Annotated in this window: 27 protein-coding genes, 2 pseudogenes and 1 riboswitch; of the genes and pseudogenes, 15 read left to right on the top strand and 14 right to left on the bottom strand. The window is 38.8% G+C overall.

The features are described 5' to 3' along the window. Positions 1-39: 39 nt before the first annotated feature. Positions 40-1,110, bottom strand: a complete 1,071-nt coding sequence (locus AA980_RS12550; RefSeq protein ID WP_024030606.1) for a BMP family lipoprotein — start codon at positions 1,108-1,110, stop codon at positions 40-42. A 258-nt stretch (positions 1,111-1,368) separates the two neighbouring features. Between AA980_RS12550 and AA980_RS12545 the strand changes: the two genes are divergently transcribed. Next, positions 1,369-1,821: an NUDIX hydrolase gene (locus tag AA980_RS12545; RefSeq protein ID WP_034724961.1), complete on the top strand. Its 453-nt coding sequence runs from the start codon at positions 1,369-1,371 to the stop codon at positions 1,819-1,821. 48 nt (positions 1,822-1,869) lie between these two features. Further along, complete coding sequence (locus AA980_RS12540; RefSeq protein WP_024030608.1) at positions 1,870-2,208, top strand: DUF6054 family protein; 339 nt, start codon at positions 1,870-1,872, stop codon at positions 2,206-2,208. Positions 2,209-2,470: 262 nt separating this feature from the next. On the opposite strand, the gene AA980_RS12535 is transcribed toward AA980_RS12540, so the two are convergent. Then, positions 2,471-2,815, bottom strand: a complete 345-nt coding sequence (locus AA980_RS12535) for a hypothetical protein (protein ID WP_024030609.1) — start codon at positions 2,813-2,815, stop codon at positions 2,471-2,473. Between the two features lie 134 nt (positions 2,816-2,949). On the opposite strand from AA980_RS12535, the gene AA980_RS28255 reads away from it, so the two are divergent. The 4 genes from AA980_RS28255 (at position 2,950) to AA980_RS12515 (ending at position 6,553) form a co-directional block, all read left to right on the top strand. After that, entirely contained in the window at positions 2,950-3,219 is a 270-nt protein-coding gene (locus AA980_RS28255; protein ID WP_407937462.1) for a TOBE domain-containing protein, read from the top strand. Between the two features lie 300 nt (positions 3,220-3,519). Beyond that, entirely contained in the window at positions 3,520-5,010 is a 1,491-nt protein-coding gene (argH, locus tag AA980_RS12525) for an argininosuccinate lyase (RefSeq protein WP_024030611.1), read from the top strand. A 270-nt stretch (positions 5,011-5,280) separates the two neighbouring features. After that, positions 5,281-6,276, top strand: a complete 996-nt coding sequence (locus tag AA980_RS12520; RefSeq protein WP_024030612.1) for a hypothetical protein — start codon at positions 5,281-5,283, stop codon at positions 6,274-6,276. Between the two features lie 13 nt (positions 6,277-6,289). After that, a complete protein-coding gene (locus AA980_RS12515; RefSeq protein ID WP_024030613.1) occupies positions 6,290-6,553 on the top strand; it encodes a helix-turn-helix domain-containing protein in 264 nt (87 codons plus the stop codon). 89 nt (positions 6,554-6,642) lie between these two features. On the opposite strand, the gene AA980_RS12510 is transcribed toward AA980_RS12515, so the two are convergent. From AA980_RS12510 to AA980_RS12485, 6 genes are all read right to left on the bottom strand, one after another. After that, entirely contained in the window at positions 6,643-7,425 is a 783-nt protein-coding gene (locus tag AA980_RS12510; RefSeq protein WP_024030614.1) for a GNAT family N-acetyltransferase, read from the bottom strand. Positions 7,426-7,623: 198 nt separating this feature from the next. After that, positions 7,624-8,388: a TatD family hydrolase gene (locus AA980_RS12505; protein ID WP_328586719.1), complete on the bottom strand. Its 765-nt coding sequence runs from the start codon at positions 8,386-8,388 to the stop codon at positions 7,624-7,626. A 124-nt stretch (positions 8,389-8,512) separates the two neighbouring features. Beyond that, positions 8,513-9,328 carry an ABC transporter ATP-binding protein gene (locus AA980_RS12500; RefSeq protein ID WP_152681146.1) on the bottom strand — a complete coding sequence of 272 codons (816 nt, stop codon included), beginning with the start codon at positions 9,326-9,328 and terminating at the stop codon, positions 8,513-8,515. Between the two features lie 2 nt (positions 9,329-9,330). Beyond that, positions 9,331-10,092: an ABC transporter permease gene (locus tag AA980_RS12495; RefSeq protein WP_047771617.1), complete on the bottom strand. Its 762-nt coding sequence runs from the start codon at positions 10,090-10,092 to the stop codon at positions 9,331-9,333. Continuing rightward, positions 10,092-10,382, bottom strand: coding sequence for a thiamine-binding protein (locus AA980_RS12490; protein WP_024027310.1), 291 nt, complete (start codon positions 10,380-10,382; stop codon positions 10,092-10,094). The genes AA980_RS12495 and AA980_RS12490 overlap by 1 nt, the downstream gene beginning before the upstream one ends. Before the next feature lie 11 nt (positions 10,383-10,393). Further along, positions 10,394-11,389: an ABC transporter substrate-binding protein gene (locus AA980_RS12485; protein WP_024027311.1), complete on the bottom strand. Its 996-nt coding sequence runs from the start codon at positions 11,387-11,389 to the stop codon at positions 10,394-10,396. A gap of 73 nt (positions 11,390-11,462) precedes the next feature. Further along, positions 11,463-11,572, bottom strand: a riboswitch (TPP riboswitch). Between the two features lie 239 nt (positions 11,573-11,811). Between AA980_RS12485 and AA980_RS12475 the strand changes: the two are divergent. The 6 genes and pseudogenes from AA980_RS12475 (at position 11,812) to AA980_RS12450 (ending at position 15,295) form a co-directional block, all read left to right on the top strand. After that, positions 11,812-12,583, top strand: a pseudogene (locus tag AA980_RS12475) (isocitrate lyase/PEP mutase family protein). A gap of 22 nt (positions 12,584-12,605) precedes the next feature. Then, on the top strand, positions 12,606-13,196 hold the full coding sequence (locus AA980_RS12470) for a bifunctional transcriptional activator/DNA repair enzyme AdaA (RefSeq protein ID WP_024027313.1): 591 nt from the start codon (positions 12,606-12,608) through the stop codon (positions 13,194-13,196). Between the two features lie 24 nt (positions 13,197-13,220). Further along, positions 13,221-13,703, top strand: coding sequence for a methylated-DNA--[protein]-cysteine S-methyltransferase (locus tag AA980_RS12465; RefSeq protein WP_024027314.1), 483 nt, complete (start codon positions 13,221-13,223; stop codon positions 13,701-13,703). A gap of 527 nt (positions 13,704-14,230) precedes the next feature. Next, a pseudogene (gene tnpA, locus AA980_RS12460) lies at positions 14,231-14,482 on the top strand (IS200/IS605 family transposase); the annotation flags it as partial. A 281-nt stretch (positions 14,483-14,763) separates the two neighbouring features. Next, positions 14,764-14,967 (top strand): hypothetical protein, encoded by a 204-nt coding sequence (locus AA980_RS12455; RefSeq protein WP_024027316.1) that lies wholly within the window; start codon positions 14,764-14,766, stop codon positions 14,965-14,967. A 106-nt stretch (positions 14,968-15,073) separates the two neighbouring features. Continuing rightward, positions 15,074-15,295 carry a YdbC family protein gene (locus tag AA980_RS12450; protein ID WP_024027317.1) on the top strand — a complete coding sequence of 74 codons (222 nt, stop codon included), beginning with the start codon at positions 15,074-15,076 and terminating at the stop codon, positions 15,293-15,295. A gap of 96 nt (positions 15,296-15,391) precedes the next feature. Here the strand turns inward: AA980_RS12450 and AA980_RS12445 are convergent, their stop codons facing one another. From AA980_RS12445 to AA980_RS12430, 4 genes are all read right to left on the bottom strand, one after another. Then, positions 15,392-15,751 (bottom strand): GIY-YIG nuclease family protein, encoded by a 360-nt coding sequence (locus AA980_RS12445; protein WP_024027318.1) that lies wholly within the window; start codon positions 15,749-15,751, stop codon positions 15,392-15,394. A 57-nt stretch (positions 15,752-15,808) separates the two neighbouring features. Then, entirely contained in the window at positions 15,809-16,102 is a 294-nt protein-coding gene (locus AA980_RS12440; protein ID WP_024027319.1) for an RNA polymerase alpha subunit C-terminal domain-containing protein, read from the bottom strand. A gap of 73 nt (positions 16,103-16,175) precedes the next feature. Further along, positions 16,176-16,358, bottom strand: coding sequence for an SE1832 family protein (locus AA980_RS12435; RefSeq protein ID WP_024027320.1), 183 nt, complete (start codon positions 16,356-16,358; stop codon positions 16,176-16,178). 177 nt (positions 16,359-16,535) lie between these two features. After that, positions 16,536-16,976: a cell wall hydrolase gene (locus AA980_RS12430; protein ID WP_024027321.1), complete on the bottom strand. Its 441-nt coding sequence runs from the start codon at positions 16,974-16,976 to the stop codon at positions 16,536-16,538. A gap of 225 nt (positions 16,977-17,201) precedes the next feature. Here AA980_RS12430 and AA980_RS12425 point away from each other — a divergent pair, with 225 nt between their 5' ends. The 3 genes from AA980_RS12425 (at position 17,202) to AA980_RS12415 (ending at position 19,585) form a co-directional block, all read left to right on the top strand. Then, a complete protein-coding gene (locus AA980_RS12425) occupies positions 17,202-17,648 on the top strand; it encodes a YaiI/YqxD family protein (RefSeq protein ID WP_024027322.1) in 447 nt (148 codons plus the stop codon). A 161-nt stretch (positions 17,649-17,809) separates the two neighbouring features. Continuing rightward, on the top strand, positions 17,810-18,745 hold the full coding sequence (gene hprK / locus AA980_RS12420) for an HPr(Ser) kinase/phosphatase (protein WP_034723460.1): 936 nt from the start codon (positions 17,810-17,812) through the stop codon (positions 18,743-18,745). 42 nt (positions 18,746-18,787) lie between these two features. Beyond that, positions 18,788-19,585: an ABC transporter substrate-binding protein gene (locus AA980_RS12415; RefSeq protein ID WP_024027324.1), complete on the top strand. Its 798-nt coding sequence runs from the start codon at positions 18,788-18,790 to the stop codon at positions 19,583-19,585. Positions 19,586-19,715: 130 nt separating this feature from the next. On the opposite strand, the gene AA980_RS12410 is transcribed toward AA980_RS12415, so the two are convergent. Both AA980_RS12410 and AA980_RS12405 read right to left on the bottom strand, forming a co-directional pair. Continuing rightward, positions 19,716-20,366 (bottom strand): FusB/FusC family EF-G-binding protein, encoded by a 651-nt coding sequence (locus AA980_RS12410; protein ID WP_024027325.1) that lies wholly within the window; start codon positions 20,364-20,366, stop codon positions 19,716-19,718. A gap of 143 nt (positions 20,367-20,509) precedes the next feature. Next, positions 20,510-20,779, bottom strand: a complete 270-nt coding sequence (locus AA980_RS12405) for a CD3324 family protein (protein WP_024027326.1) — start codon at positions 20,777-20,779, stop codon at positions 20,510-20,512. Positions 20,780-21,181: the final 402 nt, after the last annotated feature.

Here is a 21,181-nt window from a genome sequence, read left to right as displayed (position 1 = left end):
GCGAACAGTGCCTGGCACTGTTCGCCTTTTTTCGTACTATTATTTTCCAGTAAATGTTTTTGCTTCGGCTGGTGATTCAGGTACTTTGATGGCACCTGATTTTATTTTTTCAATCCATTCTTTAACTGTTGCTTCAATTTGGTCCTTGTTTGCGACTTTCGCATTGATTGGTGCTAATCCTACACCATCTTCATGTAAACCATATAAGGTAACTTTGCCGCCAGGGAATTTACCTTCTTTAGTTTTCTGAGCAAGATCTTGTACAGCGACATCAACGCGTTTGAGTGCTGATGTAAGAACGACATCTTCACCCATGTCGGCTTGGTCACGGTCTACACCAATAGCCCATATTTCTTTACTAGGATCTTTTTTCTTTCTGTCAGTTGCTTCTTTGAAGAGACCGTTACCAGTTGCGCCAGCAGCGTGGAAGATGACGTCTACACCGGAAGAATACATTTTAGAAGCGATTGCCTGACCATATTCAGCCTTGTCAAACACACCTGCAATTTGAACATCGACCTTTACTTCTGGTTTTGCAGCATTAACACCAGCTAAAAAACCAGCTTCAAATCGTTGGATAACAGGGACATCCATCCCGCCAATAAAGCCGACGTGGTTAGATTTTGTAGCAAGTGCAGCTGCTACACCCGCAAGGAATCCCGATTCCTGCTCTTTGAAAAGAATACTTGCAACGTTTGGCTGGTCTACTTCTTCATCAACAATCGCAAAGTGGTTATCTTTATGTTGTTTTGCGACATCTTCAACGGCATCAGGCATTAAGAAGCCGATACCGTATACTAAGTCAAACCCTCTGCGGACAAGAGTATTTAGATTTGTTGTATAATCGGCATCTGATTGGGATGGAAGGTAATCATAGCCGTCTTTACCTTTTTTCAATCCATTTGCTTTACCGAAGTTGACAAGTCCTTCCCATGACGATTGGTTAAATGATTTATCATCAACACCACCGACATCAGTAACCATGGCTACAGTGAAGTTTTTATCTTTGCCTCCGTCTTTAGCTGTGTCATTGCTTTTTCCACAAGCACTTAATAGTGTACCTGCTGCAAGAACAAGTGATAGCGCCAATCCAACTTTACGTTTTTTCAAGATAGTTTGCCTCCTAGGATTGATATTTGATAAAACTGAAACGCTTAATAAACTAAAGTTTATAATGTAAACTTAAGTTTACATTATACTTCTAACTAAACCGTAGGTCAACAAATTTGTTAATCATGCAATCAAGATTATATTTACCCAGTTAAGGATTATTCATTAGCAAAATTCATAAATAACAAAGGGATTGGTGATTATTTTTCGAATAAATAAAGGGAGGCTTCTATTTTGAGAAAGTTTGGAGGAAACAAATTGGGCTATATTGAGGAATTACGAGAAATAATCGGAACTAGACCGCTCATTTTAGTAGGTGCAGTAGTGGCGGTAATCGACTCACACGGGAAAATTTTATTGCAAAAACGACCTGAAGGCATCTGGGGTCTTCCTGGAGGTCTGTTAGAATTAGAAGAATCTGCAGACGAAGCAGGCCGAAGGGAAGTTTTTGAAGAAACAGGAGTCGAAATCGGCCAGCTTCAGTTGGTAGATGTTTTTTCAGGGAAGCAGTACTTTAGAAAACTGGCCAATGGGGATGAATTCTATCCAGTTACAATTGCCTATTTTTCTAAAGATATTAAAAACAGCACCATCAAAATTGATGGGGTAGAATCGATTGATGCTGGATTCTTCGATATTCGGGAATTGCCGGAAGATACGAGTCCTTTAATCAAGACGGTGATTAATCGATATCCTAAAATGTTCAGATAATTCAAGTCCTATCTACATAACGCGAGTAATTTTTGAGGGGGAAATATAGTGGATGTTAGTGAGATCAACGTGTCGATAACTCCTAAAGAGGCAAGTAACAAGGTTGAACAAGCCATTGTAAATGGAAGTATTTCAGGGACATTAATTGATCGTTACCATCGTTCAATTGGGGATAGAGAAATCATTGTATTGGTGTTAGAAAAATTCTATTTTCGGTCCAACAATCGTGGTTCCATGACGGTCACTATTGATAACTTTGAAGCGGCAACTAAAGTGCATGCAGCAGCATCCGGCACTGGTAGCGGAGCAATCTTCAGGTTTGATTGGGGAGCGGGAAATAGCTTTATAAACAGTGTCCTCGATACTTTAGAGCAGTATAAAGTGTAGTAAGAATGGTCTTTGTGTCTGACCGCGCTGCGTTAATACGTGCTAAATCCTTATAAAGGGTATAAGCTACCGAAACTGAGAAAGCGTTCCAATTTGGGTAGCTTATAAAGGGTATAAGCTACCGAATCCGAGAAAATCGTCCAAGTTCGGTAGCTTATAAGGGGTATAAGCTACCGAAACCGAGAAAGCCGTCCAAATTGGGTAGCTTATATGGGAATAAAACAGTCCCCCGATATAATCGCGGGGGACTGTTTTATTCATTTTATTTATTCGCTCCATAACTTATAAGGTTTGTGAATATTCGGTAACCGCCTGGAACTTGGCCTTGGATTTGGCGATAGAAGACTAGGTTTGTATAAAGGTATGTTCCTTTTCCGTAGTTAGCCATCAGAATTTCGCCATCGAATGGGTCTTCGCCTGGGTCTGCCATGCTGACAAATGTTTCGTAATGATTATCCCATGCCATTGGGAAATATAATCCTCTTTCTTGTACCCAATGATCCCAATCGCTATCAGCAATTTTATTTGGATAGTTGAATAAAGGGGAGTTAGGCTGCAACACCGTTACTTTTGCATTCTCATCGGTAACCCTCCACTTAATCGACACGTTTCCAATCGTTAATGGATATGGAGCCGTTGTTTGGGCGTTCAGCCATCACCAGGTTTATGGTATTGCACGACTAAGTGTCCGCCATTATTCTGTACCTGTGGATTCATAGGTGATGTTTGCTTGATTGGCCGGTGTTTTATAGGTATGGTAATACTCGGAAAAGGGATATTACCTTACCCATTCGACCAGAGGCAATAAAAATTTTTGAACAGAAGTCAGACGGAAAGAATATATTTATAGGAAAAATTGAGGAAGTTGAGTTTTTTGGTTCGGTCATCAATCTCAGTGTAAATGTTGCTGGGCTGCCTCTTATCTCCAAGCCTTATGGAATTCGGTTTATATATCTTCTTAAGCGTACTTGTAAGTGCACTCATTGGTATTCCTCTCGCGTTTATCTTTAATCGTTATGATTTTCCCGGCAGAGGCTTTTTGTCCTCGATCCCATTATGCCAATCGTTCTCCTATCATTGGTAGGGGTTATGGCATTTATGTTTTTTATATGGGAAACAGGCTTAATCCCCAATCTAATCAAGGATTTATTTGGTCTGTAAAATGTCCCTTTTTAAATCGGTGGGGTTTCGGGATTTATTTCAAATAAGGTTTTCGGTGTAAAAGCTGAACAATCATTGTCTTAAAATGAAACTTCAATCATTGGCGGGTCTGTCCGGCTGCTTGTTAGTTGAATCAACGGAGATGAAAATATGAGTAAGCTAGAGGAATTTATCAAATCTGAAGGAACGACTTTTCCGGGAAAAATGTATGTGGAAGAGCTGCTGAAGCCGGTATTTAACGATCAGCGCGATTTCTTGTTCGAGGTTATGTTTGATATTCATCGTGCCCATGTGATCATGCTTGAAGAACAGAACATCATTAAAACCGATGAAGCTAGAGAGATGTTAAAGGGTATTAATAAAGTAGCCAAGACGGATATTAGCCAGATTTCATATCTGCCCCAGTTTGAGGATTTATTTTTCATGATGGAGGCCAAAATCGGCGAAGAAATCGGGTCGGAATTAGCAGGAAAAATTCATATAGGACGCAGCCGGAACGATATGGGTGTAGCCATGTACCGATTAGTATTAAGGGGGCATTTTTTGGAGTTGCTGCAAAGTGCTTATCGGTTGAGCGATGCCTTACTTGAGCAGGCTGAACAACATACCGAAACTTATATTACCGGTTATACCCATACACAGCCAGCACAGCCTACCACTCTAGGACATTATTTATTGGCGATTTATGATGTGTTACAGCGGGATATAAAACGTTTGTGGTCAGCCTATGAGACCGTTAACCAATCATCATTAGGTGCCGCTGCGTTGACTACAACTGGTTTTCCGATTTGCCGCACGCGGACTTGTGAGCTTTTAGGCTTTGATAAAGTAATAGAAAACTCCTATGACTCTATTGCTGGGGCCGATTATTTACTGGAAACCTCATCCGTCTTGATGACCTGCATGGTGAATACAGGGAGATGGATTCAGGATTTCTTGCAGCATGTGACAAGAGAATTTGGTTCCTTCTATGTGGCCGACCCCTATGTGCAGGTCAGCAGTATCATGCCGCAGAAGCGAAATCCGGTATCGATTGAACATTCCCGCTCGATTGCAAGTAGTGCCTATGGTGATGCGCTAGCGGCGATGAATATGATTCATAATACCCCGTTTGGCGATATTGTTGATACCGAGGATGATTTGCAGCCTCATTTATATCGGGCCTTTACGAATGCAAATCGGGTCATGAAATTAATGTACGCCGTGATTACAACCCTTAAAGTAAACGATGAGCATATGAAGAAGATGGCGAGTAAATCAAGTGTGACAATTACTGAACTAGCAGATACGTTAGCGCGGGACTACGGCATTTCATTTAGAAAAGCCCATTCGGTTGCAAGCTTTATTTCGAAAAAAACAATCAGTGCCCGGAAAGAATTATATGAGTGGAAGATTGATGAAATTAACGAAATGATCAGCGGATTCGTCGACGTGGCACTGATAGAGCAGGAATGGAAAAAAATCATTTCACCGGAATATTTCGTTGAGATAAGGAGCATCCAAGGCGGCCCGAGTCCAAAAGAAGTCGTTCGGATGATTGGCGAGAGAAAGCAGAAGCTAGGCATTCAGCTGAAGGACTATGAAGGCCTAGTGGAAAAATTAACTGCTTTGCGGAACAAATTAGTAGAGTATTCGATTTGAACCTTTGATACGTTTTGATAGAAATAGGGGGATTTTATATCTTCCTATTTTTTGTGGCTTTGTGGTGGTGCCTGACACCCGAAGCGTTACTACTTTAATAAAAGGGGTGTCAGGGACAGTTATTCAAGGCGATAAAGGACTAATCTGTTAAGGGAACAAAGACACTTTCTTACTTTACATTCTTTTCCATATTTGATATCATTAAATCGTAAGTAGTATGTAGTAAGTAGTAAGTAATTACACTTATTTTTTGAACCAGGGGGGACGTTTATGAAGGAACTCAGTTTTGCGCAAAACTTTTCCGTAATAGCACTCAACGCCCAGGATAGTCTTCATTTAACGACAGCAAAGAAGGTATTTTTGCGTTGTATGGCTGCAGCAACGATTTTAGAATTATATTTGGATAACGGCTTTAAAACGGAGGGTGATTTCCTTATTTTAAATCAGGAGGATTTGAACTCTCCAGAGATTTCGAGGTATCATAAAGCTGTTTTAAAAACACTTTTTAGTAAAAAGGAAACATTAAGTGAACAGCTTCCTCAATATCTTAAGAAGGTAACCAAGCTATCGAAAAAAATGTTGAAAGAAGTGGAGCACGCTTTTGCCGTTGCTCTAACTGAAGCTAACGCTTTGGAAGAAATCCCAGCGCTACTTGGTTGTGATTTGGAATATGTCACAGCTGGCATCTCAATGAAGGAATACCGCAGTAACTCCGAGCTGTTTTCAAGATTGACGGAAAGCCTTCGTGCTGAGACATTAGAAACTGGGCCAATGACAGACGAAGCCATCCTAATGCTTTGGTTGTTAAGGGAAAGCGGTTGTATTCATGATTTCTTCTCAAGAGAGGAATTGAAACGGGTTGCGGAGCGCATCTTTGAATTACAAGGGAGCAGCTCGCTGGCTAAACAGGTCTTCCCGATTACGATTCATAAAACCATAGAAATGGGAATAAAGAATTTTTTAAAATCAAAAAAGGATGTAATGTCCACAGCTTCAGGGTCGGGAATCAATTTTGTGTTTCCTGTTATTGAACGATCCCAATCAGTATTTATTGATACGGAAAAGGTCTTTGCCAATAAAGAGGAGCGTTTACGTGATATAAAAGCGAGGCTGGAAAGTAAAGGTCATATCTTTACGGTGATACGTGAGGGTGAAGTACCGCTAATCAAGATTGATAATGTCCTATATGAAGCTGTACCATCTGCCAAGCTATATCGAATACCTGTTCATGGTGTCCGGTTAAGAAAATACCCACTATCCTTATAACAGGGGGGAGAAAATGTCCCGTCAACGTTCGATGGAAAAAATATTAGCTTCCGAATTTGTCTCTATTGGGGAGCTAGTACGTCTTAGCGGATGTCGTTACAGTACTCTAAAATTTTATACAGAAGAAGGGATGCTTCCTTTTAAGCAGGAACAAGAAAACCTAACCCGACGGTTCCCCAGAGAAGAAACATTAGTCAAAATCAAAGAAATACAAGACTTGAAAAAACAGGGGCACAGTATTCCAGAAATAAAAGAAAGACTAGCTAAAAAAATGTGAGGAAATGAAATTAAAGATGCCTGACACCCATTGGGTGTCAGGCACCTTTTTGCTTATATTTTTAATTAGGCTCCCTGTCCCAATAATCATCAGCGATACATTGTCCACAGCCCAATATCCTTAAAGCCAAGTCGTTTATAAATCCGGCCTGCTGCAGGGTTATCGTAAAAAAGACAAAGTGTTTTCCCTTCGTCGAGTACGTCCTTAAATAACTTTTGCATGATTGCGGTTGCGAGTCCCTTACGGCGATATTCCTTGCGAGTACAGACGCCAACAATCATGGCCGACATCGAATTTTCTGCTGTTGTTGACACACATGCAGTCATGACATCATTTTCAACGGTATAATAGGTTCTTGTTGTATTGGATTCCATTGCTTGAAAAAGGATATCGCGTGCATCACTTCTAACATTAAATTCTTCAATTGAACTGCGCAATTCAATTATTTGATCTACATCATCGATAGTCGCCTTTTTAAACTCGACGTCATCGGCACTAAGACATTCATCCGAAAGGCATTCTGCAAAGAAAGTAACTTGTTTCTTACCAAGTGCTAGTTCAGGAAAGGCTTCGAATTTCTCAATGATGTCACTCTTTCCAGATAATGGAAGGGGTTGGTTGTACTGTTTCATAATGGAAACGAATCCCTCTGTATCGAATTCACCCTTAGCATAGGGAATAAATGAATGATGAAATCTTAGAAGAACAGCTTTAATTGTGTTCTGTTCAGCAAACTCTGCCCAAATTTCCTGGAATTCGGAATCATATCCGAACACTTCTAAATCCCCTATGATAAATAGATTAATAGATGGTTCCTCACTTAAAAAAGAGAGAACCTGATGATGGTCTTGGTCTGTAAGCTTTCTAATCACGTGACATTCCTCCTTGCTTTTTAATAGAGTATACACGCAATACAAATATTTCAAGACCTTTTTAATATTCTATCTTCTTTGATGCGGCAGTTCTTATGGCGAACAGTGACTATCACTGTTCGCTTATTATTGTGATAACAGGGTCATGGAGATTATTCACCCTATAATAAAAAAGAGAAAGCAGTAATCCTGCTTCCTTTAAATAGAAAAGAAAGATTTAGCACTCTTAAAAATGTGATGAAATACCTCATCTATTGAAAGCTTCTTAATTTGGGATATGGTTTTAATAGATTCTTTCATCATGAAAGGATGGGTCATCTTTCCAGTGAAAGGTCCTTCAAAAGGCCAAGGGCCATCTGATTCGACCATTATTTGCTGAAGTGGATAGGATTGAACAAGATGTTGAATTTCCTCCTCATACAAAACATCGGGCGTGACAGAAATGTAGTACCCGTTATCTGCCATTCGCTTTATCGTTTTGGAATCACCTTTGAACCAATGGAAATGGGCTTTTGGAAGGGAGTATCTCTCCAAAAGATCACAAACGATCGGTGCATCTTCATAAACAGCATGAAGGACGATAGGTTTTTCTAATTCCTTACTTAGTTTAATAAATGCTTCTAATAGTTCAATGTATTGGCTACGTTGAAGAGTCGTTAGTTTTTGTTCTTTTCCTAAATAATAAGGGAGCCCTACTTCACCAATTGCGACCATATCATTTTGATGACTCTTGATCCAACTGAAAAGTTCAGCCATTTGTTTCTCTGTAGGGGGAGTTTGTTCAGGATGATAGCCAAAAGCTGGTTTAACCTTTGAGTATATGTTGGCAAGATCCTTATTTTTTTTACTTGATTCTAAATCAAAAGAAACGGATATTAGTGCTTCTAAAGATGAGTCCCTTTCAATGATATCCTTTATTTCTTGATCGTTATAATGATCCAAATGAATATGCGCATCAATCATTTTTAGCAACGTAATCACTCTCCTGTATTTGAGAAAATAAGAAAGTATATAATTTTTACTTTGAGAATTGTCCAGCTCCAGCGCCCTAGCGGCTAGTGTCCTTCGCACTCCGCCCTACGATAAGTCAACATCGGGCAGCGATGCTCACCGTGTTTCCTTTATCTCGGTTGGAATGCTCCAGGCCATACGCCGCTGAACAGGGCGCTTGCGCTTTTCTAAGAGAATAGTAAATTTTCCTTTTCCATTCTAAGAACTCGTCTTCTAGAAATAGACTTTCCTCTCTGGGACGTGAAAAAGGAACATGAAATTCGGCTGCCACCTGAGAAGGTTTATTCGATAAAACAATAATTCGGTCAGATAGAAATAATGCTTCTTCAATATTATGTGTCACGAATAGGATGGTTCTTCGATGTTCTTCCCAAATAGATAAAAGCCATTTTTGCATATCAAGTCGTGTTAATTCATCTAGTGCCGAAAAAGGTTCGTCCAAGCAAATGATGGATTGGGGACTTAATAATGCTCGAATAAAGGAAACTCTTTGTTTCATACCACCTGATAATTCATGAGGATACGCATTTTCATAACCCGTTAATCCAGCGATATCGATCATGTCTAATGCTGCTTCTTTTTCTTTTTTTCCTTGAAGCTCTTGCCCAAGCAATACATTTTCGACAATCGTTCTCCAAGGAAGGAGAGAAGGGGTTTGTGGCATATAGCTAATAAACCCCCGTTTTCCGTTAATGACTTGATGATCTAAGTGAATGGTTCCTTGATCCGGTGAGAGGATTCCTCCGATTAGACTGAAAATGGTACTTTTCCCGCTGCCAGATGGACCAAGAATTGAGACAAACTCATTCTTTTCTACAGTGAATGCGAGATTTTTGATCACTTCATTCTTGTCAAATTGCTTAGAAATATTTGAAACAGTAAGATGACTCACTTTCATTTCGCCCCCTTCAACTGCCACCGAACGAGCCAGCGTTCAATCAGAACGATGATAGAAAAAAATAATAAACTTAATGCCACAATAGCAAATATGGCTACAAAAACTCTATCTGTACGGAAGGAAGAGGAGGCAAGCGTCATATAAACACCGATACCCTCCTTAGCACCAAGCCATTCAGAAATAACTGCACCCATGACACTATAAGTAGCGGATATTTTTAAACCTGAAAATAGGGAAGGAAGGGCATAGGGAAGCTCTAGCTTCCAAAATAATTGCTTATTCGATGCTCCTGCCATAATCATGTAATGCTTTAACTCATTGGAGGTTTGCTTAAAGCCATCTAATGCGGCAACTGTAATTGGAAAAAAGCAAACGAGAGTGATGACGATCATTTTTGGTAATAATCCAAAGCCAAACCAAATCACTAAAAGAGGAGCTAGGACGATAATAGGAATGTTTTGTGAGATGATTAGCAACGGGTAAATCGATTCCCGAATGAAAGGGAGCAAGTGCAATAGAATAGCTGTTAGTAACCCGATTAATAAACCTAATGCAAATCCTAGTAAGGATAATTTGATTGTTGATAATAAATTTGGGTAAAAGTTAAACCAACCATTGAAACCCTCATAAAATATTTTTGTCGGAGTGGGTAAAAGCCAATCCGGAACTCCAGATTTAATCGCAACCGTTTCCCATACAATGAATAAAAGGAGGAGAACCGTTAACGGTCTCCACCCTTTCGCTATGATTTTCACCATTATCTATATTTCTCCGTAAGCTGATCCATGGAGATGCCTGATGGCTGGTACAATACTTTTATTTGGGAAATAACGTTACTGCTGCCCATCTCAATCATGCGCTCATTCATTTTCGTGATCACCTGCAGTAATTGCTGTAAATCGCCTTCCATTGTGGTTTCAAGAGGATGTACCTCGAATTTTACCCCAGACTCTTGAATCACTCGGATTGCTTCATCTACATAAGGAATAACACTTTCGCCATTTTTTGTTTTTGGTATGATTTGAATACTGATCAGTGAATTTGTCATTTTATAACCCCCTATTGTGGTAAAAATTTATTTGTAAATGCTTTTTTAGCATCAAGCTTTTTCTCAAGAAGTCCATTGTCAAACATCCATGAAGCATAATTTTCCCATACTTTTTGTTTTTGCTCGCCCCATCTTGGTGCATCATCCTGATATTTAGATGCTAGCCATTCTTGACTTTTCTTAACAAGATTGGGATCCAAGTCAGGCATATCTTTAATTAAAATGTCGGCAGCATCGGATGGATGTTTAATTGCAAATTCATACCCTTTGGAAGCAGCTTTTACAAAAGCTTGTACTGTATCTGGGTTTTCTTTTATCATGTTTTCATTTGTTGCGAGAACTGGTGTGTAATAATCGAGTTTATCAGAGTAGTCTGTTAGATATACCATATTGAGCTTTTCTCCACGTAACTCTGCCTCAACACCAGTCCAGGCATAATAAATCCATGCGAAATCGATGTCTCGTTTCACAGCTGTAAAGAAATCAGTATCTCCCATATTGACAATCGAAACTTTATTTACATCGGCATTTTCTTTTTTCATTAAGGAAGAAATAACCGATTTTTCAACTGGTGAGCCCCAGCCACCGTATGTTTTACCTACAAAGTCCTTTGGTGAGACAATGTTTTTTGAAGCGGGTGAGGCAAAACCAGATGTATTGTGTTGAATTACGGCCGCTATAGAAACAAGAGGAACACCCTGAATCCGGGCTTGTGTGATCGATTCTTGATAGCTGACGCCAAACTCTGATTTACCTGAAGCCACAAGCTGATCTGCTCCAGCATCACCTGGCATAATGATGTCCACATCTAATCCTTCATCTTTAAAATAGCCTTTTTCTTTTGCCACATATAAACCGGTATGATTCGTGTTTGGTGTCCAATCTAGTACGACAGATACCTTTTTCAGAGAATGTTTGTCTTTCTCTTTCGATTCTGATGCTGAATTCGAATTGCTACAGCCAGCAATCATGAATAATGAACATATTGCGATTATCCACTTCTTCATTCCTATTCCTCCTATGTACATAATAAAAGCGCCCTAGGGGAGAACCCAGGGCGCATATAAGCAAACAATTTTATTTGTTTAAGAATATGTTCCCTCCGCTGGTCTCAACCAGATCAGGTTCTAAGAGTCAACATCTTAAGGATGCTATCTCAACCGGCAACACCGGTCCCCCTACAATTCTAGCTATTAAATTTTATTCCAAACACATTATAACAGAAACCTATATTTTGAACAGTGCAAAAAATGGAAATTTGTTAGAAAGGAGTATAACAAAGATTCTTTTTGAAGATAGGAAATGGTATGGTTAAACAGCATCACATTAGAATTTTTGTTTCCATGGACCATAAGAGCAAGAATGAGGACGAAATCGACTGTAGTTACTTGTTAAAATGGCTTCAAATAAATGATTTGGAGGAGTTAGAATGAGTAAAATACAGGAATTTAATGATCTGCATACAGTGAAGGATATCCTTTTTTTTGGGAAATGCTTGGGATTTGCTATCCGCTTTAACATTAGAGAAAGCAGGATTTAAAGCGATTGGAACGACGAGTCGGGGTATAGCGAATTCGCTTGGATATGACGATGGTGAATTAATTGATTTTGAAAGACATCTTGGCATCATCAAAACCATTGCTGATAATGTGAACATACCTGTCTCTGCTGATATTGAGGCAGGCTATGGTGAAAGTACAGAAGACATTGTTGACAATGTATTAAGAACAGCTGCGGTTGGAGTTGCGGGAATCAATATTGAAGATTCATTCAAAAAGCAAAAAGGGTTAAGATCAATCTCCGAGCACAGTAACCTTTTAGCTAAAACTAGAAGCGCTTTAGATAATAATGGTTATAAACATTTTTATATTAACGCTAGAACGGATACTTATTTTCAGAGGGAAAACCCATTATTGGAAACCATTGATCGAGCCAAGGCTTATGTGGAGAGTGGGGCAAATGGAATATTTGTCCCTGGATTGGCCGACCATGATGAGATAAGGATCATTACGTTGAATGTAAATGCACCACTTAACATTTTATCTTTACCTGGATTAACGAACTGTAATAAGCTAAAAGAATTAGGAGTGAAACGATTTAGCTTCGGAAATGCGCTATCTGACAAATATATGGCCTTTTTAGAAAAAAATGCTGAGCAATTAGTAGAGTCTAGAGATACCTCAAATTTATATGAAGGCTAAACAAGAAAGGACGGAGAGGATAATGGCTGCTGGTATCAATCTTTCTTTCGAAGAAATGTGGGAGAAAATCATTGCTTGTGATAGTAAATATGATGGGTTATTTTATACAGCAGTGAAAACGACCAAGATATTCTGCCGTCCTTCTTGTAGATCAAGGAAGCCGAAAAAAATAAATGTGGAATTCTATCATGACATTAATGAATTGGAAAAATCCGGTTTTCGGGCATGTAAAAGATGTCAGCCAAAATCAGATCAATCCCCGCATATTGAACTTGTAAGAAATGTCATTGCCTTCTTAGTAAATCAATATAATCAAAAGCTGGAATTACAGGATATTGCTAATCATGTTGGTGTAAGTTCCTATTATCTTGAACGATTATTTAAGCAGGAAACGTCCGAAACTCCGCGCAGCTATTTGGAAAAAATCCGAGTGGATAAAGCGGCACATATTCTAACAAGCACAGATCGATCGAACCTTGAGATTTGCTATGAGGCTGGATTCCAAAGTCCTTCTAATTTTTACAAGGTGTTTCGCAGTTTAAAACATTGCTCACCAAGTGAATATCGAAAGTTGAAAAATAATGAAAATAATCAATCAAGGCTCATCGATTAGGTTTATTGATATGGAGGTTTTTATATGGAGCAACTACACAAATTAGATTATAGATCACCAATTGGAGTAATCGAGATATGGGGAACAGCTGAGGCGATCTGTTCAATCATGTTTTCTGAGCGGGAGCAAGCTGAAAATAGTAAGCATGACGAGACTCCTAATGTATTAGTGGAGTGTTTTGAACAACTTGATGAATATTTTAAAGGGGGGCGTCAAGAATTTACATTCCCTTACAATTATGAAGGAACCAATTTTCAAAAAACAGTGTGGAACGCGTTAACGAAAATCCCCTATGCGGAAACGGGGTCCTACAAAGATATTGCTGTTTCGATTGGAAATGAAAAGGCCATCAGAGCAGTCGGAAGTGCAAATGGCAAAAACAAGTTAAGTATCGTGATTCCATGTCATCGGATTATTGGTTCAAATGGAAAATTAACCGGATATGCTGGTGGATTGTGGCGAAAGGAATGGCTGCTTAACCATGAAAAATCTATTAAAAGTATCTAAGCTAGCAGAAACAAGCACGCAGGCTGTAGTTCCTAAGGAAGTACAGCCTTCAGGCTTTCCAGCAGGAGTCTCACGGTGCTCCTGCCGCTTGTGATGAAGATAAGCCTATCTACTAATTTTTAGACAGCCTCATTTACATTAGGGGGTTCAAAATGAAATGAATTAAGCGTTATTTTTTCTCGAAAATTTTAACAACACAATGAACTAATTAATCCTCTTCAGTATATGCTTCTGCTGTCGTATCTCTACACTCCCAGCATTCAGTTCGATTCCGCTCCATAATTGATAATTCCTTTCCACAAGAAATGCAATGATCCATAGGTAATGATTCCCCTTTCTAGTGAAAATGTTTTATAAATATATGTTTGCAGAAATTCAAATATGCCCATTAAATCTCAAGGTGTGGCCAAAATAAACAACCGCAAGCCCCTGCATTCATGTATGGGTTGGTTGTTTTTTTAAATATTTTAGAACAAACGTTCCATTAATTGTGGAATTAGTTTGAAATTTTTGATATAATATAATATATGAAGAGTCTAATACAATATAAAAGCAATAATAACGTAGTATATTCTTGTAAATATCATGTGGTTTGGTGCCCCAAATATAGAAGAAGTGTCTTAATAAATGGAGTAGATGAAAGACTTAAATCTATTGTTTTGGAAGTTGCAGAAGAAACTCGTTCTGATGTGATTGAAATGGAGATTATGCCTGATCATGTTCATCTCCTTGTTGAATGCGACCCGCAATTTGGAATTAACCAAGACATGCGTTATATAGCTGTTTTGCACAATCAGACAACACCAAAAGGAACGGATCTATACTATACAAGGAAACCATTCAATTATCAAAAACGTCGAAAGGCGATGTAGAATTACGCAGGGCTAATTTTAAAGATCTCAATGAGACGTACGGATTTAAGAACGCTTCCATTCAATCATTTGGGACAAAAACGAAAAATGATTCGAAGTTTATTTGAATGGGAGAGCGTCAGACCCTTCTCTCAAAACTTTTGGCCAGCGAAATCAGAGTACCAATTGAATCTTAAGGAGATGCTCGTATGAAATTCGGAATGAGAAAGCCAAGCTTGAAGAAAAGAATTTCAGCTAGAACAAGCATAAAAAGACAGATTGTTCACAGAGCAGGATTGAAAATGCCCAGGGGGTATGGATGGTTGAGAAATCCCAAGAAATATGCGTATAACAAAGTTTACAATCGAACAACTTTTGATATTTTTAGCCTGATAAAAAAGCTATTTAAATAAAGGCGAGAAAGGACGAAAGGAATAAGCATAAATCAACCACAATCTCATTACACCTATGCTGATTATCTTAAATCTCCACCACCTATTCTAATGGAGGCAAATAGCAATGGCAGAAATCAAATTTGAAATAAAAGAAACCGTGGGGACGTTATCACAGTCCCCTAAAGGCTGGAACAAAGAACTGAATCTGATCAGTTGGAATGGAAAAGAGGCAAAATACGATTTGCGCGATTGGGCACCTGAGCATGAGAAAATGGGGAAGGGAGTTACGTTAACCATTGAAGAGTTAAGGTCATTGAGGGATTTGTTGAATGGGATGAAGTTGTAAATGAGAATTAAAGAGACAATGGGACCTTGTCTCTGCAAAGTAGTGCCTGACCCCCAGTGCTCTAAAGCTTTTAATCACTGGGGGTCAGGCTAACTGTCATTCAGTTGGTCGCTTATTATACCCTCTATTCCCGTAAGGCTGCAATTTTTCCAGCCATGGCTTTTTCATTTGCTTTAGTTCCCAACGCCTGTCGTTCACTTCGCTAGCATCCTTCTTTTCTAGGACTTCATAGGTAAATGCGTCTGCCCCTAGTTCCTTCCAATCTTTTTGTAACTGAAAATTGGCGAACATGCCCATATCAAGCTGCCCCTGTAAGGTAAGCCACTTGTTTTTTAAGTTTGGACAGCTATCAATATATATTTTTTCGTTGGTTTTGTTCGTTATTTGGTACACTCCCATGTAGATCTTAACTTGCTTGTATGCCTCTTTTAGCTCCTTACGCCTGTCCTTATCCATGGTTGTCTCACCCTTCGCGGTCAATAAATTTTTATTTACTTTTTCTTCAAACAAAGTTTAGTTTCTAAATGCTAATCCATTTTCCTGCAAAGCAGATCTAAGTTTTGGTAAAGAAGCAGGGCCCATACCATGAAATTGTAAAATCTCTTTTTCACTATATTTTGATAGCTTCTGTAAGGAAGTGATTCCATTGTTTTCTAATGCTCGTCTTGCTGGTGCCGAGAGTAATGAAAGAAATCCATGATTTGGTTTGCGCTCTTGCTCACAAGTTGGACAGGTTGGACAATCGCTGCTTTTATAATAGTTGTGTCCTTTGGTGCAAGTTCTCAAATTCTTTTTCGAAGGTGCCATTTAAAATATCCCCACTTCTTATAAAATTGGCTAATGTACCGGCTCGCGACAACTTGTCTCCGCTCTTTTAGGGTTATAATTCCTTTTTTCTCAAAGCTTCGTTAAGTGAATGGAGTTCAGTCTCGATGGCTGCTAACTGTTTTTCAAGAGGAGATAAATTCCCTTTTACATTCTCCAATTTTTCTAAGTCATTCTGTAGACGAACATATTCATATTTTAATTCGCGAATTTTATATTCAATTTCTTTTTTATCCACTTTCATTCTCCCTCATTTTTGTAAGTTTAAATGATTATACCATTTAATATAACGATCAAAAACAGTACAGGAATAGCTAGTTCCAAAAATGAAAACCCGATCAATTTCTAGCTGATAAATATTTTATTTTGTCTAAATATCCTTCAAGTATGTAAAAAGCTTACTCAAAGAGTAAGCTTAACCTCGATAAACACTATCACATGTTCCAGCTTTTGGTTCATAATAACAATGATTTTTAAATTGACCAGAATGAGGTTGACCGTACCATGTTGGAGGGCATGGAGCATACGGATTAAAATACCAAAGGGCATATTTCCCTGGGTGTTCTCTCCAATATTCCAAATTCTGTTTTGCTAATCTTTTTTCAGAAGTCCGCGCTCTTTGATAAAATACATTCCCTTTCTGAACAGCTTCAAAGGAATAATTTCCTCCTTGTACTTGAAAAATGACTTTGGGAATCGTTCTTACTTCTTTAAAGTCTAAACAATCTGCTATTACACGATTCACAATTACATTTCCAACATATAACATTCCTTGTTTTCCTTCACCTTCAGCTTCAGCTCTCATCATCCTGGCCATTAAGTCAACGTCAGAACTTCGATAATTTACTCGTGGCATTTTTTCACCTCCAAAATATAGTATGAACTGTTGCCTACATTGATGTAGATTTTTTTACCCTTTATGAAAATCGTGCTTTTATTTGTTAGTTAAATTAATGCTGATACATTTTTTTATCCTTGTCGCCGGGAAGAGAACGCTATAAATGAGGGCATTTTTTTTGACTTATGTAAAATTTTTCAATAATATCATTAGCAATTCGATTTTTTTATAGGAGTGATAAAGATGAAAATTTATGTTGATGCAGATGCTTGTCCAGTAAAAGATATTATTATCTCAGAAGGGACGAATGCGGCAATTCCTGTCATCCTTGTTACGAGCTTTTCCCATTTTTCTACTGTGGAACAACCATTAGGAGTGGAAACCATTTATGTTGATTCTGGAGCGGATGCTGCGGATTATCGGATTATGAAATTAGCAGACAGAGAAGATATCATTGTAACGCAAGATTATGGCCTTGCTTCGCTCGGATTAGCAAAAGGGTGTAGAGTCCTCCACCATAAAGGCTTTACCTATACAAATGAAAACATTGATCAATTATTACAAACACGTTATTTAAGTGCCATGGCTCGAAAAAGCGGAAAGCGGACAAAGGGGCCAAAGCCTTTTACTGCAGAAGATAGGGAACAATTTAGAGAGCTTTTTAAAAGAGCCATTGCTGACAATACATAACCACAAGCTATATTCTTCATCGCCTTCTACATAATTGGCTGCGTTCTGAAATATACTCGAATGATATGATCTGACCTTCAAGAATCAGTTAGTAGATGGATGACGTTTTCATTGTTCTTAAGTATAATTCAAATAAAGGCTATTATGGTGGTGAGAAAAGGGTGAAAAAGGTAACAGTTGAAAACATAGTTCGGAAGTTTTCATTGAAAGTAGTGGCTGGAGAAAGTCAGCTGCAGAAAATAATAACGCAATCACGGGTGCATCGTCCGGGCCTGGAATTTGTTGGCCATTTTGATTTTTTTCCAACAGAACGAGTTCAAATATTAGGAAAAAAGGAAATCACCTATTTACATAAGTTAAGTCATGAGGAACGCAAAATACGAATTGGAAATATCGTCCACTATCATCCACCATGTTTTATTGTAACGGCTGGGGAAGAAGGACTTACTTATTTAACCCACCATTGTGTTGAGCAGGGTATACCCTTATTAGTAACAAACAAGCCTGAGTCAACTTCAGAGTTTATTACCAAATTGGATGCGTATTTAGTGAAGGAATTAGCACCGGAAATTGCTGTGCATGGAGTTTGTATGAATGTGTCGGGCATTGGGATCTTACTTCGTGGTCATTCAGGGGTAGGGAAAAGCGAGACGGCGCATACGTTAATCCGCCGCGGACACCGCCTGGTTGCGGATGATATCGTTGTCCTAAAGAAGCTTAGCGCGCAAACCATTTTGGGTACGCATGATGAAAAAACCAAGGAGTTTTTGGCTCTTCGTAGTATCGGGTTGTTAAATGTGGTTCGCTTGTACGGTCGTAAGGCATTTCAAGATGAATCACGAATTGCTCTTGATATTAATTTAACGAAATGGGAAAAAGATGGCTTGTATAATGATTTGGACCAGGAACTTCACTATACAGACTATATGGGCGTTAAGATTCCATCAATGGAAATCCAACTCCAGCCTGGACGTGATGTGGCGGGGTTAATTGAAGCAGCGGCAAATAACTGGTATTTGAAGCAGCAGGGATACAGTGCAGCGGAAGAATTCATGAGCAGGATTGAGGCTGATATTACCAATTCAGGTAGGGAATAACGATTAATCTAATAGTTAGCTAGATGACTGGAGGGGAATTTGATGTCACTTTTAGTAACGGATCATCTGGGGAGGCATGTAAATCTCTCCGCTGTACCCAAACGCATTATTTCCATTTGTCCTGCCATTACTGAGACGCTCTTTGCCCTAGGTCTTGAAAAAGAAATAGTTGGACGTACAAAATATTGCATTTTTCCTAAAGAGGATGTAGAAAACGTTCCAATCGTAGGCGGTACAAAAGAAGTGAATGAGGAAACCATACGTGATTTACAACCTGATCTCATACTAGCTGAAAAAGAAGAAAACACAAAAGAAATTGTACATGCACTAGAAAAAATTGCTCCAGTTTTTGTTTTGGAAGTTCAAAAAATCGACGAGGCCTACCGGCTGATAGAAACGCTGGGATTACTGACAAATAGAGAAAAGCAAGCTAAGAGCCTCATCACAACCTGCAAAACATCCTTCCCTGACCGTTCATGTAAACAGAATCTAAATGCAGCCTATGTCATTTGGAGAAAACCATATATGGTAGTTGGCGGAACGACATACATAAATGATGTATTACATACACTTGGCTTCCGAAACCCCTTCGGAAAGGAAGAATCAAGGTATCCCATGGTTACAAAAGAGGAGCTTGCAGATGCAAATCTTGATGTGCTTTTGCTTGCTTCCGAACCATTTCCATTTCAAGAAAAACATCTAGCAGAATTTCAAGCATTTCTACCGAATACAAACATCTTCTTAGTGGATGGTGAAATGTTTTGGTATGGAGCGAAAATGGTGATAGCGGGCGCGTATTTAAAAAAATTAACAAAGAAAATAGAGAAAGGCACTATGTAGGGGCGGTATTAGCATTCTACAAAGGAAAAAAAGATTTAGACGATTAAAAGAGGTGCCTGACCCCCGTTGCGTTAAAGCTGTAAAACACTGGGGTCAGGCTCCTCCTTTACTTTTTAGTCCTTTTACCAACTTAGATTCCTAGTGAGTCTCTTAGAAAAGTTGTTAAATATTCGGTATCGGTTATTTTTTTATTGCATTCGCTGCTATCGGTACAAATAAGATTGCCGATGGCCCTGTAATAGTCGGAGTTTTTATGTTTTTTCTCTTTTGTTACTGTGGAAAAATAGGAAACCTCGCTAAAACAATTACAGAAGGAACAAATATTTTTTTTACTAGTCGGTGAAAATTTACATTCAATGCCGACCATTTTTCCATCTAGCTCATATACAATTAATTTTTTATTGGAGCTCAGATCGTTCCAGCTTAAATAGGTCAGCTTGCTGTGGTCCAGTTTTGATAAATCAGGCAGCTTTAATTTTTTATTCTTCGGAAACATTTTTTTCAGATGCTGCTCGGTGATTTTTGGAAATGGCAGCAAAAAGGCAGAAAGACGCTGGATATATTCCTCATACTCGGCATCTGTTTTCAGTCTGGAAAGATCCAGCATTTCTTGTTGAGCCGATGCTGCATTTGGAAAGAGGTCCAAGATTTTGGCATTGGCTAAGTCAATCACAGCTGCCAAAACGGTTGGGGCTACATTTTTTTTGGTGCTGTCCTTAATGAAAGCAATCTGTTTTTTTATAAAATTTAACTGTTCGTTTTTAATAAATTTTTCAATCATTACGTGTAACTCCTATCATTTTGCCGTATCTCTTACCACTTATTATAATGAGTACGGCAAGCTAATAAAATGGAGAAAATAACTGTGAAACGTTTTTTACATAAAACAGCACTGATGAAGGATTTTCATCAGTGCTGTTGCGCCTACTTTTTATGTGAATAAACAATTTTCTTAATGGTTTCGGTTGAGAGATAATATTCCTCAGCTAAATGTTGGATAGTGCTGCCACTAATAAAAGAATTTCTAATTGCAGCATTACGGCGATCAAGCAGCCGTCTCCCGCCACTTGAGGTTCCCCATTTCCGATACTCCGTTTCCGGCTTAGGAATGTAAAGGGTTTCCCCCTGGACATACTTTTGGATTTCCACGATTAGCTTCTCGGGTAAAACTTTGTTTGCATTCATATATTTCAATTTTGCCCGCTCCTTATTTTGATTTTTGAAAAATAAGGTGCAAAGCCAAAATAGTAGAAAAGCTTGTTCAGCGATATAATTAAATATTTCGCCCCATGCAAAGTATCGCCTTTCTAATAATAGGCTTTGCATGAGTAGAAGTAGTACCAGACAATCTTAAGTGATTCTCCAACTGTAAGCACCCCCGTTAACGTTAATGCTTGTATTATATCATTTTTCCATTAATTTAGGCTGTGTTAAAAGTGAATGTTGATTTCCGTTCCAGGCGCTTCGCTTTCCGCGGGGTGGGCGGTGAGCCTCCTCGGCGAATTGCACGCCTGCGGGGGTCTCGCCTGTCCCACTGCTCCCGCAGGAGTCTCGCGCCTTCCACTCCAATCAACATTGTGCTCAAAATCAACAATG

The sequence above is a fragment of the Neobacillus vireti genome, assembly GCF_001026695.1.
Taxonomy (GTDB): Bacteria; Bacillota; Bacilli; order Bacillales; family Cytobacillaceae; genus Neobacillus; species Neobacillus vireti.
The sequence above is the reverse complement of the archived record's forward strand: the minus strand, read 5'-3'. Positions and strand labels throughout refer to the sequence as shown.